The organism is Nesterenkonia sandarakina (genome assembly GCF_014138825.1).
GTDB classification, from domain to species: Bacteria; Actinomycetota; Actinomycetes; order Actinomycetales; family Micrococcaceae; genus Nesterenkonia; species Nesterenkonia sandarakina.
On record NZ_JACJIH010000001.1, the window covers coordinates 605,891 to 621,021 of the forward strand.

Annotated in this window: 13 protein-coding genes; 7 read left to right on the plus strand and 6 right to left on the minus strand. The window is 70.9% G+C overall.

The genetic code is table 11. From position 1 onward, the window contains the following. Positions 1-2 precede the first annotated feature (2 nt). The 4 genes from HNR24_RS02755 to HNR24_RS02770 form a co-directional block, all read right to left on the minus strand. Entirely contained in the window at positions 3-1,280 is a 1,278-nt protein-coding gene (locus tag HNR24_RS02755; RefSeq protein ID WP_182494950.1) for a hypothetical protein, read from the minus strand. A gap of 159 nt (positions 1,281-1,439) precedes the next feature. Further along, positions 1,440-2,459, minus strand: a complete 1,020-nt coding sequence (locus tag HNR24_RS02760) for an NAD-dependent epimerase/dehydratase family protein (RefSeq protein WP_182494951.1) — start codon at positions 2,457-2,459, stop codon at positions 1,440-1,442. After that, positions 2,456-5,233: an alpha/beta fold hydrolase gene (locus HNR24_RS02765; RefSeq protein WP_182494952.1), complete on the minus strand. Its 2,778-nt coding sequence runs from the start codon at positions 5,231-5,233 to the stop codon at positions 2,456-2,458. The genes HNR24_RS02760 and HNR24_RS02765 overlap by 4 nt, the downstream gene beginning before the upstream one ends. Continuing rightward, positions 5,227-6,255 (minus strand): 3-oxoacyl-ACP synthase III, encoded by a 1,029-nt coding sequence (locus tag HNR24_RS02770; RefSeq protein WP_058889118.1) that lies wholly within the window; start codon positions 6,253-6,255, stop codon positions 5,227-5,229. Before HNR24_RS02770 ends, HNR24_RS02765 begins: the two co-directional genes overlap by 7 nt. A 62-nt stretch (positions 6,256-6,317) precedes the next feature. On the opposite strand from HNR24_RS02770, the gene HNR24_RS02775 reads away from it, so the two are divergent. Both HNR24_RS02775 and HNR24_RS02780 read left to right on the plus strand, forming a co-directional pair. Further along, positions 6,318-6,977, plus strand: coding sequence for a DUF5998 family protein (locus tag HNR24_RS02775; RefSeq protein WP_182494953.1), 660 nt, complete (start codon positions 6,318-6,320; stop codon positions 6,975-6,977). A 13-nt stretch (positions 6,978-6,990) separates the two neighbouring features. Continuing rightward, positions 6,991-8,190, plus strand: a complete 1,200-nt coding sequence (locus HNR24_RS02780) for an alkaline phosphatase family protein (RefSeq protein ID WP_182494954.1) — start codon at positions 6,991-6,993, stop codon at positions 8,188-8,190. Positions 8,191-8,477: 287 nt separating this feature from the next. Here the strand turns inward: HNR24_RS02780 and sepH are convergent, their stop codons facing one another. After that, a complete protein-coding gene (sepH, locus tag HNR24_RS02785; RefSeq protein ID WP_182494955.1) occupies positions 8,478-9,944 on the minus strand; it encodes a septation protein SepH in 1,467 nt (488 codons plus the stop codon). A 387-nt stretch (positions 9,945-10,331) separates the two neighbouring features. On the opposite strand from sepH, the gene HNR24_RS02790 reads away from it, so the two are divergent. Further along, positions 10,332-10,631 (plus strand): DUF4193 domain-containing protein, encoded by a 300-nt coding sequence (locus tag HNR24_RS02790; protein WP_182494956.1) that lies wholly within the window; start codon positions 10,332-10,334, stop codon positions 10,629-10,631. Positions 10,632-10,691: 60 nt separating this feature from the next. On the opposite strand, the gene HNR24_RS02795 is transcribed toward HNR24_RS02790, so the two are convergent. Continuing rightward, entirely contained in the window at positions 10,692-11,219 is a 528-nt protein-coding gene (locus HNR24_RS02795; RefSeq protein ID WP_058889123.1) for a DUF3093 domain-containing protein, read from the minus strand. A gap of 60 nt (positions 11,220-11,279) precedes the next feature. Here HNR24_RS02795 and dut point away from each other — a divergent pair, with 60 nt between their 5' ends. The 4 genes from dut to HNR24_RS02815 are packed head-to-tail and all read left to right on the plus strand — an operon-like array spanning position 11,280 to position 15,068. Further along, positions 11,280-11,720, plus strand: coding sequence for a dUTP diphosphatase (gene dut / locus HNR24_RS02800; RefSeq protein ID WP_058889124.1), 441 nt, complete (start codon positions 11,280-11,282; stop codon positions 11,718-11,720). A gap of 28 nt (positions 11,721-11,748) precedes the next feature. Beyond that, positions 11,749-12,630, plus strand: a complete 882-nt coding sequence (locus HNR24_RS02805) for a DUF3710 domain-containing protein (protein ID WP_182494957.1) — start codon at positions 11,749-11,751, stop codon at positions 12,628-12,630. Next, positions 12,620-13,540: a DUF3159 domain-containing protein gene (locus HNR24_RS02810; RefSeq protein WP_259392389.1), complete on the plus strand. Its 921-nt coding sequence runs from the start codon at positions 12,620-12,622 to the stop codon at positions 13,538-13,540. The genes HNR24_RS02805 and HNR24_RS02810 overlap by 11 nt, the downstream gene beginning before the upstream one ends. Positions 13,541-13,547: 7 nt before the next feature. Continuing rightward, entirely contained in the window at positions 13,548-15,068 is a 1,521-nt protein-coding gene (locus tag HNR24_RS02815; RefSeq protein ID WP_182494958.1) for a class I SAM-dependent RNA methyltransferase, read from the plus strand. The last annotated feature ends 63 nt before the right edge of the window (positions 15,069-15,131 follow it).

Sequence of the window (15,131 nt, forward strand, 5' to 3'; positions counted from 1 at the left end):
ACTCAACCACGGGGGTCGGGGCGGGGGTCAGGACGGGGGTTGGGGCAGGGGAGCGCAGGAGCGCTGTGAGCGGCTCCCACGACGACGGCGGGGCGAGTCCCCTCGCGAGCCCGCGGCACCCCGGCCAGGGCGAGCCTCGCCGCCAGGATCTCGGGACGGGCCAGGTCAGACCACCTCCAGCGCACCACGTCGCGCCCGGTGCGGCGGAGCGCATCCTCGCGCAGCTTCTCCGCATAGTGCACCTCCTTGGCGGAGCGACCCTGCAGCAGCGCTTCGTCGAAGTACTTCCCGCGCCCGTCGAACTCCCCGACGATCCGACGCGGCTGCGACGCCCCGGAACGGGAGCTGGCCTGGAGAACCCATTCGAAATCCACGCGTTCATCGCCGATGTCCGTGGCGATCCATACCTGCAGCGCCGGCGTCGCGAAGCCCAGCTGATGGATCAGCGCGCGCGAGACGGACTCCGCGGGGGACTCGGCACGAGCATCGGCGAAGCCGACCGCCGCCCTCCAACGCCGGTTCAGTCGGTGCGTGAGGAAGCCGTCCCCCCAGTCTGACAGCTCACCTGAGGACTCCGGCGGTTTCAGCAGGCCCCCGAGAGCGGACTGCGCGAGGAAGGCATCCAACACGGCCACGGCCTCAGGGAAGGGCAGGCGTGAGACGGCGTCGGGCAGGGCGATCTCGACCGGCTCCACCCAGTACCCGGACTCCGGTCCGGTCACCACGCTCAGCGCCGAGGCCGGAAGCCGCACCTGCGGGGTGCGGAGGCTCCCGCGCCGCTGGGACTCCCGGGCGCTGCCGCGCGTCATCCCCCGCGGAAGCACCGTCTCGAAGCGCCGGGTCGGCACGTTGAGCAGAACCGCCGTCGTCGGCTCTTCCTGGGATCTTGTGGAGTACGCGGCGAGCCAGCTCTCGGCGCTTGCGGATCCGGTCATCGATTCGCGCCGACCGATCCCGACCAGGCTGGGGTCCTGGGTGCGCAGGGTCACGTGCGGCGGCGGGGTGATCAGCGGCAGACCATGCAGCAGCAGCGCGGAGTCGCGGCAGAACAGCGAGTTCGGCAGCCGGTGCGCCATCGCGGCGACGGCGATCTGCGCGCGGACCCACGGCGGGGACCGCACCCACGTGGCGGCGTCGATGTAGATGCCGCGACGCACCCGGAGCAGCTGGGCCGCGGCCACCAGCGCGGAGAGCCTGGTCGCGCTGTGCAGGTCATCCGGCTGCCAGGCGGAGCGGATCAGCTGGATCGGTGAGGGGGTGTCGAGATCGGGGAGTGTCATGCCTCCACAGTGCCGGCGGACAGACCGGACGCACAGGGAGACCGCGAAACTGTGCAGAACCGCCCCCCACCCTGGGCAGTTGAGTTCTCCGGCAGCACCGTAGGTGCCGGAGAACTCAACTGCCCAGGGTGGGAAAGGAAAGGGGAGGGGAGGGTAGGGTCAGACCTTGCCGGTGCTGCGGATGTGGTCGCGCAGCAGGGTGAGTCCCTCGTCCATGCTGATCCGCGGGGTCCAGTCCAGGGCCTGCTGGGTGGCGCGCTGGTCGAACCAGTGCGCCGTGGAGAGCTGCTCGGCCAGGAACTTCGTCATCGGGGGCTCATCGGCGCGCGGGCCGGCGAGCTTCTCGCTGAGCGCCCAGGCGCGTTCCACGACGGCGCCCAGCCCCTTGGCCAGCCCAGGGGCCAGCCGCAGCCGCGGCGCCGGGGCCCCGCCTGCGGCGGCGATCCCGGTGATCAGCTCACCGATCGGGCGCGGCTCACCGTTGGTGAGCACCAGCCGCTGCCCGGCGATCTGCGGCAGCCGGCGCAGTCCCGCCAGGAACGCGTCCACAGCGTTCTCGATGTAGAGCGTGTCCACCAGCGCGGCCCCGGAGCCGAGGATCGGCATCCGTCCGGAGCGGGCACGGTCGATGATCCGCCGGGTCAGCTGCCCGTCCCCGGGCCCCCAGACCAGGTGCGGACGCAGGATCAGCACGTTGAGGTCCCTGGCTCCGCGGGCTTCGGCGATCAGCTCGGCCTCGGCCTTGGTCTGCGCGTAGCTGCCCACGGCGTGCTCCGGGTCCGCCGGGCCGGCGCCGGCGCCTATGAGTGAGGCCCCGGCGTGAGCCACCGAGGGGGAGGAGACATGCAGGAAGTCGGTGACCCCGGCGTCCACTGCGGCGTCGAGCAGCCGCTGGGTGCCGCGCACATTGACCTCGACGAAATCCTGATGCCGTCCTGAGACCGAGACCTTGGCGGCCATGTGGATCACGGCGTCCTGGCCGGCGGCGGCGCGGGCGACGACGCCGGGGTCGCTCAGCGAGCCGCGCACCTCGCGGACACCGGTCAGCCCGGAGGCTCCGCGCTGGAGCACCGTGACCTGGTAGCCCTCGTCGCTGAGCCGCTGGGCCACACTGCCACCGAGCAGCCCGGAGGCTCCGGTGACCAGCACACTGGCGCCGGGTTCGATGAGTCGGCTCATGGCGCCTTGACCTTTCCGCCGGCGAGGACCTTCTCCGCCCAGGCCGCGAGCCCGGTGCGGTCGATCTTCGAGTTGTGCCGGACATCGGTGGGCAGCTCGTCGAGCACCAGCACGGCGGCCACGGGCACCTCCCCGGCAGCCTCACGGACCCGGGCGGCGAAGCTGATCTCGGCCACCGGGGAACGCCCGGCGCGCAGGCTGCGCCCCGGCTCCGGCTCCACGATCACGACGACGGCCTGAGTGCCCTGCGGCCCCACCGGAACCGCGGCGCTGCGGGCCACCTCTTCGAGGGCGTCGACCGGGGTCTCCACGGACCCCGGACCCAGCGGTCCGCTCGGGGTGGTGAGCACATGCTGCAGCCGCCCCTCGATCCAGAGCCGGTGCTCGGCGTCGAAGTGTCCGATGTCATTGGTCCGGTGCCAGATCAGCCCGTCCTTGGTGTCTCGTCTCGAGGCCCGTTCGGTCTGCCAGAGCCGGTCATAGCCGGCCTTCAGGTGCGCTGCGGAGACGACGATCTCGCCGAGCACGCCCACAGCCTCGCCGGGCTCCTGCAGCTCCTCGGAGGGGCGTCCCAGCCCGTCCAGCGGGGCCAGCGCGAACCGGACGCCGGCGACCGGGGTGCCAACGCAGACCCCCGACTGATCGGTGGCGACCGCGTCGAGCACCTGCTGGCGCTCGATGTCGGCCTGCAGCAGACCTTCGGTCATGCCGTAGGGGGTGTGGATCTCCGCGTGGGGGAAGATCTCCTGGACCGCGTTGAGCAGGTCCGGGTGCACCGGGGCTCCGGCGGAGAGCACGAGTGTGATCCCGGAGAGTCCGCGGCGCTGCAGCGCGCTGAGCGCCGGTGCGGTGGCCACGACGTTGCGCAGCGCCGCGGGGGAGCCGAAGAACATGGTGGCCTCCCCGGCCAGGGCGGCGTCCGCCACGGCCTGGGCGGTGAGCGTGGCCGGGCGCGTCACGGACATGTCCGGGGTCACCGAGGTGGCGCCGATGGCCGGTCCCAGCAGCGCGAACGGCGCGAAGCCGGCGATCAGCGAGGCCCCGGGGCGAATGTCGAACTGCTCGATGAGCAGCGCGACCAGCGCGCCGAGCCGTCCGTGGGTGTACATCACGCCCTTGGCCGGTCCGGTGGAGCCGGAGGTGAACAGGATCGCCGCCGGGTCCTCCGCGGCGGGGAGGTCCACCTGATCCGGGGCGGCACCTTCATGGCGGTCCAGCAGCGCATCCACCGAGGCCACGGTGCCGAGCAGCCCGGCGCGCCGGGCGGAGAGCCGCTGGGTGCTGATCCGCTTCCCGGGCCAGCCCAGGCTGCGGGCCAGGGTCAGTCCCGGCAGGGCCCCGATCACCCAGTCCGGGCGTGCCGCACGGACCGCGCGGGTCATCCCGCGCACTCCGAGTCCGGCGTCGGCGACGACCGCCACCGCGCCCAGGCGCAGGCAGGCGTAGAGGATCACGGTCAGCGAGGCGCCGGGCTGGACCAGCAGCGAGACCCGATCGCCGGGCCGGACTCCGGTGGCGCTCAGGCCTGCGGCCAGCGCGTCCACCTGGGCGTCGAGCTCGGCCCAGCTCAGGGCGCGGTCGCCGGTGGCGGCGTCCTCGGCGCTGCTCCAGGCCTCTGGCTCTGCGGTCATGTCCACCACGGCGGGGTCCTGCCGGCGCTCGGTGCGGGCCAGCTCGGTGAGCCGCTCGTGGAGTCCCAGGACGTCCCCGGCGGGTGCGGGGGACCTCAGCCGGGAGCGGGTGGCTCCGGCGCCGAACTGGTCATCGAGCCAGGTGAAGATCGGCGTGCTCAGGTCGCGGTCCTCGGCGAGCATGTGCCCGGTGCCTTCGAAGCGGTGCAGGTCGGCGTGCGGGACCCGGGACTGCAGGTCAGCGAGGTAGCGATCCTGGAACACCGGGTCCTTGGGTCCCCAGAGCAGCAGCGTGGGCTTGTTCCAGTCGCGCAGGCCCGAAGCGACCTCGTCCAGTGCGGGGCGCGAGACGTGGCTGGTCTCGGCGGGGATGTCGGCGACGAAGCCGCCGATGCCGCCGCGTCCGTTGCGTGTGGTGTAGGGCGCCCGGTAGGCCTCACGGACCTCCGGGGACAATGCGTTCTCCGCCAGCCCCAGGGTCACGGTGAGGAACCCCTCGCTGGCCAGCGTGGCCGCGGGCAGCACCGCGGGGGCCATCGCCGCGCGCAGCGCCGCCGGAACCTGATCCTCTGTGGGATGGTGCACGGCGGTGTTCAGCGTGATGGCGGCATCCACCTGGCCGCGCTGGCGCACCGCCCAGCCCAGGGAGATGATTCCGCCCCAGTCGTGTCCCAGGGTGACCAGACGGGAGCCGGTGTCCACGTCCAGAGCGTCCATCAGCGCGTCGAGGTCTCCCAGCCGCTGCGAGAGTCGGCGGTAGCTGGGCGCGTCGGGGGCCGGCGGGACCGGGTGGGAGAGCCGGTCGGAGAATCCCATGTCCAGCTGGTCCGGAGCGATCACCCGCCAGGCGTCGCCGCTGCGGGCGCGTTCCAGGGACCCGGCGATCACGTTCCGCCACAGGTAGGACCAGGTGGGGTTCCCGTGCACGGCCAGTATCGTGCCGGTGGGCGTGATCCCGCGGGCGGCCAGCGCCGGGCCGGTGTCCAGCACGTGGAAGGTCCGGGCGCCGTCGTCGGTCTTCGCGGTGACCAGCCGGGACCAGGCCGGGTCCAGGTCGGGGAAGCTGGCCCCGGGTGCGTGCTCGCGGGGGAGCCGGGCGGAGGCCGCGGGGACCGGTGAGAAGCGTGGGCGCAGGTTCACCATTGGATCTCCAGCATCGCGGTGTTCAGTCCTGATCCGACCCCCATGCAGAGCACTCGATCGCCGGGCTGCAGCCGGTCGGACTCCCGGGCCAGCGTGATCGGCAGCGAGGCCGGCCCCACATTGCCCAGCTCCGGGTAGGTCACCGGGACCCGCTTCTTGTCCAGCTTCGCGGCCTTCACGATCGAGGAGGTGTGCAGCTGAGAGACCTGGTGGGTGATGTAGGAGTCCATGGAGTCCCAGTCGAAGTGCTCGCGGGCGTCGTTGAAGGCGTCCATGACCAGCTCCAGGCCGCCGTCGAGCAGCCCGCGGGCGTCGGTGAACATGCCGTTGTGGTCACCCACGCAGAGCCCGTGGTGCTGGGTCGCGGCCCGGGTGACTCCACCGACGATCCGGTGGCCCTCCGGGTGCTCATCGGCGGGACCGATCACCGCCGCGGCGGCGCCGCAGCCCAGGGTGAGCGAGGCGAACTCGGCCATGAAGTCGTCCCGGGAGGCCATCTTCTCCAGCGAGTTGATCCGCTCCACGGTGGCATCCTGGACCTTCTTGGCGTCCTCACCGTTGACGATCAGCACGTACTTCGCCTGTCCGGCGTCGATCATCGAGCTGGCCAGGGTGATCGCGTTGACGAAGCCCAGGCAGGCGTTGGTGATGTCGAAGTTCATCGCGGAGCTGGGAAGCCCGAGGTCATGGTGGACCCCGACCGCGACCGAGGGCTCCAAGTGTTCCCGGGAGACCGAGGTGTTGATCATCATCGAGACGTCTTCGGCGGCGATCCCGGCGGCGGCGAGGGCTCGGCGCCCGGCCTCCACGGTCCCGGCGCGGACGTCGCCTGGTCTAGACCAGTTGCGCCGGGCCTTCACCCCGGCCACTCGGTGCAGCAGCCCGGTGGGCAGCTTCAGACGTTTGAGCGCATCCGCCAGACGCCGGTCCAGATCCTTTGACGTGAGGACCTCCGGGGCCTGCACCTCCGTCACGGAGAGGAGGGCGGCGTTGCGGTGGTGAAAAGTCGCGTTTCCTGGCACCGGACAAGTATCCCGTATGTGGAGCGCACCTGCTAATCCCGCCACCGGATAGCATGGAATCCATGACGTTCAGCCAGCATGGGCCCGGGGAGCACCGACGAGGCCCCGCTCCCACCTCCAGCCTGAAGGATGCAGTCGAGCGCGGAGGCTTCTACCCCTCCCTGGTGCTGCACACCCTGAATGAGGCGCTCGACGAGCGTGAGGCAAGTCATCAGATCGTGCACGTGGACACCCACTTCGACATGGAGGAGGTGCACCGGCACATCACCGTGCTGGCCCTGGCCGATGACATCGTCGTGGTCGCGCACCTCGATGACCATGACCTCGAGGCCGACGACGGGCCAGGCTTCGGCCACGGCGACTCCCCGCACCCGCGCCGAGCCGACACCGTGGCGCGGATCTCCACCGAGGTGGTCCCGGTGAGTCGGATCCGCTCGCTGATCCTCTCCGAGGTGCACCGGACCCCGGAGGACTTCACCCCGGAGAGGTCACTGGCCGAGGTGTCGCTGAACCTGACCTGGACCGGTGGTGCCCGGTTCGACACCTACCCGGCCGAATGCGGGAACCCGGAATGCGTCGCCGATCACGGGGACACCGGGAACTGGGTGCCCGAGGACATCGCGCTGCGGATCGCGGCCACCGCCGAGGGCGACACCGCCGTGGACGAGGCCCGCAGGTTCGTCCGCGCGCTGCGCCGGGCCTGCATCCGGCACGTGCGCTGAACCGCTGGCCGAGATGACCCCGAACTCCCGCCCGCTGCCGCCGGCTCCGGACTACGACGGCGCCCACCTGCGTCACGTGCTGAGCTCCGCCGCCGCCTCGCTGGGCCTCAATGGCTTCCAGAACCGGCTGGAGCTGCCCGAGGCCGTCACCACGGTGGTGCTGATGGTCGACGGGCTCGGAGATGCGCTGCTGGCCCGCTACTCCGGCCACGCGCGCTTCCTCGCCTCCGCCTGGCGCAGCTCCAGCGCGCAGACCCTCGACGTCGGGGTGCCGACGACGACGGCGGCCTCCCTGGCCTCGCTGGGCACCGGCACCACCCCCGGGGAGCATGGACTGGTCGGCTACGACATCCTCTCCCCGGAACTGGACCGGATCGTGAACATGCTCGGCGGCTGGGACCCCGAGGTGGACCCGGAGCAGTGGCAGCCGCGTCCCTCGGTGCTGCAGCGCGCCGTCGAGGCCGGAGCAGAGGTCCTCACCGCCTCCCGGCCGAAGTTCGTGGACTCCGGACTCACCCAGGCGGTGCTGCGCGGCGGTGACTTCCGCGGAGCCGCCAGGATGGACGCCCGCTTCGCCCTCACCGCCGAGTGGATCCAGCAGCAGCGCCCGGCCCGGGGCGCGCTCCGTCAGGGGCCGGCGCCACGCCAGCTGGTGTATCTCTACGTGGACGAGCTGGATAAGACCGGACACCGCTACGGCGTGGACTCCCCGCAGTGGCTGCAGATGCTGGAGACCCTCGACGCCGAGGCCGAGCGTTTCACCGCCGGGCTGCGCCGCTCCTACGGGGATCAGGTCTCGGTGCTGCTGACCGCAGACCACGGCATGGTCGACATCACACCGGAGAACCGGCTGGACTACTCCGCCCAGGCGCAGCTGCTTGAGGGTGTCCGGCACACCGGGGGTGAGCCGCGACTGGTGCAGCTCTATGCAGAGCCGGGCGCCGACCCAGCGAGCATCGCCGCCGCCTGGGAGCAGGAGTACGGGGACCGTGCCTGGGTGCTCACCCGCGAACAGGCCCGCACCGCGGGCTGGTTCGGGCCCGTTGATGACCGGGTCTCACCGCGGATCGGAGACGTGCTGGTGGCCACGCACAGCGACATCGCGCTCTACCACTGCGACCGGGTCGGACTGGCACCGATGGACATGATCGGCCAGCACGGCTCGCTGACCGATGCTGAGCGCCGGGTGCCGCTGCTGCGTCTGGGCGGCTGAGGACCGGAGGCGACTCGGGTCTGAGCCGGCCGAGGCGTGGCATCAGCTGCAGCGCGACCGCAAGATCGTTGCCGCGCCGGCCGCCGCGGTCAGTGCCCGCAGCGGGCTGCGCCTCCTGGATTCGGCGGCGATCCCAAGCAGCCCCCAGGCAAGCGCCGCGGCGTAGGTCTGGGGCGCGGGTGCGTGGCGGCGGGACCGGGCGCCGAGCACCGCGAGTGCGGAGATGGCCGCGAGGCTCAGCGTATTCGGCGCCGGCGCTCTGAGCCCGGCGGAGGCCTCGTCTGGGTTCAGTCGTTCTTGGAACCGAAGAGGATGTCATCCCACTTCGGCATGCTCGCACGCCGCGCGGGAGCCCGCTTCCGCGGCTTCTCCACGGTGGACTCAGCTTCAGCGGGTTCCGCGTCCTTCGCCGCGGGCGCCTGCTCTCCGGGACCACCGCGCTCCTCGGACTCACCCTCATAGGCGAATCCCCAGGCGTCGAGCCGGCCATCGTTGGGACCGGTCTCTTCGGTGTTCGTCTGCTTCGACGCGGTGCCGCCTGACTCGGCTGGCCAGGATGCGGCCGGATCGGAGCCTCCCGACGCGAGGTCCTCAGACTTGGAGCTCCCGGCTTCGGAGTTCCCGGTCGCAGAATTCTCCGCCTCGGGGTTCTCCAGCTCGGCGTCGTCCTTGCCCTGGTGCGCGTCGCGGACCGGTCGCAGCCGGGGAAGCGGGACTGTGGAGTGCTCGTCCTCGTCCTGCTGGGCAGCTTCAGAGGTCGTGGCACGGTCCTGCGGGTCCTGCCGGTTGAGCATCAGCGCAAGCCGATCATCGGCCTCGGCGTCGGCCCCCAGACGCTGGCCGCGACGGGCGCGCAGGACGTCAAGGAGGTCCTCATGTTCTCGTCCCTCGCTGCGGGACGGCTGCTCGGTGCGGCTCGGTGAGGCGTCGCGCGGAGCCTGGGTGCGCGCGCCGCGGGCCCCGGCAGCCGGCTGGCGAGGCCTGGAGGTGCCAGGCTGCGAGGGCGCGGAGCCGGACCCGCGCGCGGTGGAGTCCTCGACATCGAACACAGAGTCCACGGCGCTGAGCCGCCTGCGGCCGGAGGAGCCCTGGGCCTCGGTGCCGGGGTGCGCGTCGGAGGGAGAGGGCGCCGTCAGGGCGCTGAGCGACTCGGCCCACCGGTTGATCGCCCGCAGATGCAGGGTCTCCGGCTGGAAGGTCCACTCCGCAGGCGGACGCAGTCCGATGCCGGCGCCATGGGTGGCGGAGGAGTCGACGTCGAAGGCGCAGCTGATCTGCCACAGCCCGTCCTCCCGACGCCAGGAGTCCCAGGTCAGCGTGTCCAGTTCCACATCCATGGCGCGCAGCCGCACCGAGACCATGGCCTCGAGGGTGGCGGGATCATCACCGAAGGCGGCGCGGTGCGCCTCGGCGGCCGAGGCCGGCGCCACCTGGGCGGACCGGGCGCGCTGCGCCACGTACGCCCGCTCAGCCTGGACCGGACCGGCGTAACGCTCCACGTGAGCGGTGGTCAGGCCGGAGGCCGCCACGACCTGCTCCACGGTGGCCCCGGCACGCAGCCGTGCCTGGATCTCCCGCGGAGTCAACGGACTCTTCGCGGCCCCGGAGCTTGCAGGACGGACCGGGGTGCGGTTCGCGGCGTGCCGCAGCGCCTCATCCACAGGCAGCGCGAACTCGTGCCCTGACTCGTCGGAGAGGATGAGCTGCGGCACGTTCTCCTCGTCATTGACCCCGACGATGCGCAGGTGCTGCATTTGGGCTTCCTCCGAAGAACGAGCTGGTGGGTATTCCGGCCACTGTATCGCGGCCCGGATCAAAAACTCTCGAGGTGCTCAACCACTCCTGGAAGGATTGCCTCAACCCTTACCGCGTGACATTCTTTGGGTCCATATCCCGGCCGCGGACAGCGTCCGAAGCCTCTCGGTGTCAGCCCTGGGCTCAACGGCTGAGAAGGATTTGGTCCTGTGATCCGGATGGGACACAATCTGTCCGACCAGAATTTCCCACGTGTTCTGCGGACCGGGCCTCCGCCCGGACCGGCAGGGGGCCACGCCACAGGGAAATCGCGCTCAATCAGCTTCCTTCAGAAGCCGGTCAACGAGCGCTTCGATCTCAAGAATTCGGAGTGTGGAGCACCTCTTATGGCAACCGATTACGACGCCCCGCGGAAGAACGACGACGAAACCAGTGAAGACTCGATCGAGGAGCTGAAGAACCGGAACACCTCGCGCCAGTCCTCCGTCGTTGACGAGGACGAGACCGAGGCCGCTGAAGGGTTTGAGCTCCCCGGAGCGGATCTCTCCGAGGAGGAGCTGCAGGTTCGCGTGCTGCCCGCGCAGTCAGATGAGTTCACCTGCTCATCCTGCTTCCTGGTGCGTCACCGCTCTCAGGTGGCTCGCGAGGAGAACGGCATGTTCTTCTGCAAGGACTGCGAAGGCTGATCTCGCAGCAGACATACCTGGACTCCCTCGGTCCGTGACGGCCCGAGGGAATCCTGAGGTTCACTCGAAACTGACGCCGTGCTCCTGCACGGGCTCCCCGGAGCCCAACGCGGAGAGCACGGCGTTCGGCTTTCTGGTGGAGAAGATCCAATAGGGGGTGGCATCCCGGGGGTCGATGACCTGTGCGGTGACAACCGGATTGATCCAGCCGCGGATGCACTGGTAGGAGCTCGCGTCGAAGCCCGGGCCCAGCTGCTCCCGCGCAGCATCCCCACGGTGGGCCACGATGCGTCCCAGATGCTCCGTCTGGATGCGTGCGCGTCCCACGCGCAGCCAGCCCGGCGTGACCTCAAGGGTCGGGGTGGTGAGCACCAGGCCGAGGATCACCAGGCCGATGCCGATGAACATCGTGAGCACCCCGAAGGTGACGCTGATCGGGAAGAAGATCAGCGAGATCGACGCGCCCAGCAGGACCCCGGCGACCCAGAGCCACCAGGCCGGCCACAGCTTCTCCCGGTAGATCGGGGCGGGACCGGACCCGGCGTCGGGGGAGGAAGCTTCAGCACTCTTGGCACTCTCGTCACTCATGCCACTATCGTCGCATGTCCGGCTGAGGAGTCGAGTCGACCCGACGGTAGACTCGGGGCTGTGAATCGCATCTCAGTCCCCCTGAAACAGCTTGACCCGGATCTCGACGTGCCGCGCTACTCCCATCCCGGTGACGCCGGCGCGGACCTGTTGACCGCGGAGGAGTTCACCCTCGAGCCCGGGGAACGGCGACTGGTCCCGACCGGGGTCGCGCTGGCGCTGCCCCAGGGATGGGTCGGACTGGTCCATCCGCGCAGCGGTCTGGCGGTGCGCCACGGGATCACGGTGGTCAATGCACCCGGGACGGTGGACGCTGGGTATCGTGGGGAGATCAAGGTGTGCCTGCTCAATACAGACCGCCACGAGGCGGTCCACTTCTCCCGTGGGGACCGGATCGCTCAGCTGCTCCTGCAGAAGGTGGAGCAGGCTGACTTCACGGTGGTGGATGAGCTCGAGACCAGTGACCGGGGCGCAGGCGGCTTCGGCTCCACCGGGCGATAGACCAGCACAACCGACCAGGAGGACAGGCATGCTCTTCGGCAAGAAGAAGACCCCCGCGACACCGGCGCCCGAGACGGACGTCGCCGACACGACCGCGGACAAGACATCCCCGGCCACCACCGGCTCAGAGACCACCGGCACGGCGGAGACAGCCTCGGCGAACGCTGCCTCCCGCGAGGTGTCCGCAGCCGGTTCGCCGCAACCCCAGAGCGCCTCGGCCTCGCCCGACGTCGTGCCCGAGACCGCCGCCGTGGCCTCCGTGGCGCAGCCGGTCACCGAATCGACCCCCACGGCGGTTCCCCGCGACTCCCGCGAGCTGGACTCCAAGAAGGGCTACCTGGACTTCGGTGCGCTGCTGATCCCCTCGGCGAAGAACCAGCAGGTGCGCCTGGACATCGACCAGAAGACCAAGCGCGTGGTGGCGCTGACCATCATGGTCGACCAGGCGAGCATCCAGGTCCAGCCGTTCTCCGCCCCGAAGTCCGGCGGCACCTGGAACGAGGTGCTCGAGCAGATCGAAGACTCGGTCATCAAGCAGAGCGGCAAGGTCAAGCGGGTGGACGGACGCTTCGGACCGGAGCTCGCGGCCCGCGTGCCCACCGTGCTCAAGGACGGCCGCAAGGGCTGGCGGGTGGCGCGGTTCATCGGCTTCGAAGGCCCGCGCTGGTTCCTGCGCGGGGTGGTCGGAGGTCGCGGCGCCATCGACGCCTCCGCAGCCCGTGCCGTGGAGGACCTGTTCGCGAAGATCGTGGTCGTCCGAGGCGATGACCCCCTTCCTCCGCGGGAGCTGCTGCGACTGCAGCCCCCCGAAGGAGCCAAGCGGGTGGTGGTCCCGCGCAACCGCGCCCAGCGCCGCGACGATTCGCCCAGCCCGAACCCCGCGGCGGCACCGGTGAGCGATGACCGCTGACTCCCAGGGCTCGCAGGGAGCGCCCCGCGCGCCGCGCGGCGAAGGCCCCGGCGCGGACTCAGGCATGAGCTCCGGCGCGGACTCGGGCGTGAACCCCGGCGCGGGCTCGGGCGTGAACCCCGGCGCGGGCTCGGGCGTGAACCCCGGCGCGACCTCGGACGCGTCTGACGTGCGGGACCCGGTGCGGGACCCCGCAGCGCAGTTCTCCACCGCCGCCGCCTCCCGGGTGCGGACTGCCGAGGACGGCTCCCTGGATGTGCTCGCCTCGGTGGGCGGCGTGCGCGGGCTCGTGGAGAGCTCGCTGCCTGCCGCCGCCTTCCTGATCGCGTTCCTGATCACCGAGGACCTGATCCCGGCCCTGATCATCTCGGTGGTGATCGGCCTGGGATTCGCGCTGGTGCGCCTGGTGCAGAAGGGATCGCTGGTGCAGTCGCTGGCGGGACTGGCAGGGATCCTGATCTGCGCGCTGGTCGCCTACCGCACCGGGGATGCCCGCGACTTCTACGCCTGGGGCTTCCTGATCAACGCCGGCTACCTGCTGGCCTTCCTGGTCTCCATCCTGGTGAGATGGCCGTTCCTCGGTCTGCTCTTCGGGATCGTGCGCGGGGAGGGGCTGGAGTGGCGCAAGGACCCGGTCCGCCGCCGCAAGTACGCACTGGCCACCTGGCTGCTGCTCGCGGTGCCCGCACTGCGCCTGATCATCCAGGTTCCGCTCTACCTGGCCGACGACGTGGCCGGTCTCGGGACCGCCCGGCTGGTGATGGGGATCCCGCTCTACGCGCTCGCGCTCTGGGTGGGATGGTTGATCTCTCGGCCGGCGGAGACCACCAGCCCGCGCGCCGCAGCAACGCCCACCTCCGGGGTCGAGGACGATCCCGAGCAGCAGGTCGACCAAGAGAAGAGACGGTGACTCCGCGATGACGCAGACCCTGACGCTGGATATCGGCCCGATGGCCCATGGGGGACATTGTGTCGCCCGCTACGAGGGTCGCGTCGTCTTCGTTCGCCACGCCATTCCCGGGGAGACCGTCCGGGCCAGGGTGACCGAGGGCGGGCCGGGGGCGAAGTACTGGCGGGCCGACGTCGTCGAGGTGCTCAGTGCCTCCGACTACCGCCGACGCCACATCTGGAAGCTCGCCGATTCGCTGCGCGCCCATGAGAACGACCGGCTCCCGGTGGGCGGAGCCGAGTTCGGCCACATCACCGACCAGCATCAGCGCCGCCTCAAGGGGCAGGTCTTCCGGGACACCATGCAGCGCATCGGGGGCTTCTCGATCCATGACCAGCGCCTCCCGCTGGCCTCCGGAGACGGCGAGGTCCACGTCCAAGACGTGCTCTCCGACGGGCCGTACCACGGGCTGCACTGGCGCACCCGGGCAAGCTTCGCGGTCAGCGCCGAGGGGTCGCTGAGCATGAAGCCGCACCGCTCCAACGAGCTCATCGAGCTGCGCGGGATGCCGCTGGCCGTGGGCTCGATCCATGAGAGCGGCATCTTCGGGTTCAGCTTCGCCGGGGCCGACCGGGTGGACGCCGTGGCAGCCGGCGCCGGGCCGCAGGTCACCCTGGTGGTGCATGAGCGCACCGGGCTGCCCCAGCCCGACCGTGAGGCGCTGATCCAGCGGCTGCTCCAGCTGCACGCTCGGAACCCAGAGATCGCGAACATCGTGCTGGCCACCTCGCACCCGGAGCCGGTGCCGAGCGGGGCCCGGGGCGGCGCCCGCGGCTCGGCCCGTCGGGGCCGCGCCGGACGTTCCGGCCCCGGAGCCCGAGCGCAGGACCTTCCCGCTCCCGCGCGCCCGGATCAGGTCAGCTACGAGGTGGTGGCCGGTTCCCGGACGGTGACTGAGCCGCTGCCGCAGCCCGGGCCCAGCGCGGGCGCCTGGGACGGAGTGCCTGCGGAGGTGGTGATCCGGCCCGAGGACTTCTGGCAGATCCACCGCAACGCGCCGAGCTGTCTGGTCAGCGCGGCGCACAAGATGGCCCAGGTCCCCGAGGGCGCCGCGGTCGCGGACCTCTATGCCGGGGCCGGGCTGTTCACCGCCTGGGCGGCAGGCCTCGCCGGGCCCACCGGATCGGTGCTCAGCGTCGAGGGTGCCCCCGGATCCAGCGCCAGTGCGGCCGAGCTGTTCTCCGAGTCCCCGCAGGTCGAGGTGCTCCAGGCGCCCGTGGAGTCCGTCCTGGACCGGCTTGCGCGGCGTGATCTGATCCTGCTGGACCCGCCGCGGACCGGGGCGGGGGAACGTGTCATCACCGGGATCGACGCCGCTGCCCCGCGTGAGGTCCTCTACGTCTCCTGCGAACCCTCATCCTTCGCCCGGGACGCCAAGTCCCTGATGAGCCGGGGCTGGGAACTGGCAGACCTGGAGGTCTTCGATCTCTACCCGAACACCCACCACATGGAATCTGTGGCGCTCTTCCGGGCGCCTCGTCGCAGGTGAACGGCGCGCCAGGCGGCCTATGACGGGCGTCTGGAGAAATCTGAAAGAGTAGACTGAACACCG

Bases quoted from the DNA above. Each gene is read 5' to 3' on its own strand.
- HNR24_RS02810 (WP_259392389.1), top strand. From the start codon at position 12,620: ATGACCGCTGACTCCCAGGGCTCGCAGGGAGCGCCCCGCGCGCCGCGC.
- sepH (WP_182494955.1), bottom strand. From the start codon at position 9,944: ATGCAGCACCTGCGCATCGTCGGGGTCAATGACGAGGAGAACGTGCCG.
- HNR24_RS02765 (WP_182494952.1), bottom strand. From the start codon at position 5,233: ATGGTGAACCTGCGCCCACGCTTCTCACCGGTCCCCGCGGCCTCCGCC.
- HNR24_RS02780 (WP_182494954.1), top strand. From the start codon at position 6,991: ATGACCCCGAACTCCCGCCCGCTGCCGCCGGCTCCGGACTACGACGGC.
- HNR24_RS02790 (WP_182494956.1), top strand. From the start codon at position 10,332: ATGGCAACCGATTACGACGCCCCGCGGAAGAACGACGACGAAACCAGT.
- HNR24_RS02775 (WP_182494953.1), top strand. From the start codon at position 6,318: ATGACGTTCAGCCAGCATGGGCCCGGGGAGCACCGACGAGGCCCCGCT.
- HNR24_RS02795 (WP_058889123.1), bottom strand. From the start codon at position 11,219: ATGAGTGACGAGAGTGCCAAGAGTGCTGAAGCTTCCTCCCCCGACGCC.
- HNR24_RS02805 (WP_182494957.1), top strand. From the start codon at position 11,749: ATGCTCTTCGGCAAGAAGAAGACCCCCGCGACACCGGCGCCCGAGACG.
- HNR24_RS02755 (WP_182494950.1), bottom strand. From the start codon at position 1,280: ATGACACTCCCCGATCTCGACACCCCCTCACCGATCCAGCTGATCCGC.
- HNR24_RS02760 (WP_182494951.1), bottom strand. From the start codon at position 2,459: ATGAGCCGACTCATCGAACCCGGCGCCAGTGTGCTGGTCACCGGAGCC.
- HNR24_RS02815 (WP_182494958.1), top strand. From the start codon at position 13,548: ATGACGCAGACCCTGACGCTGGATATCGGCCCGATGGCCCATGGGGGA.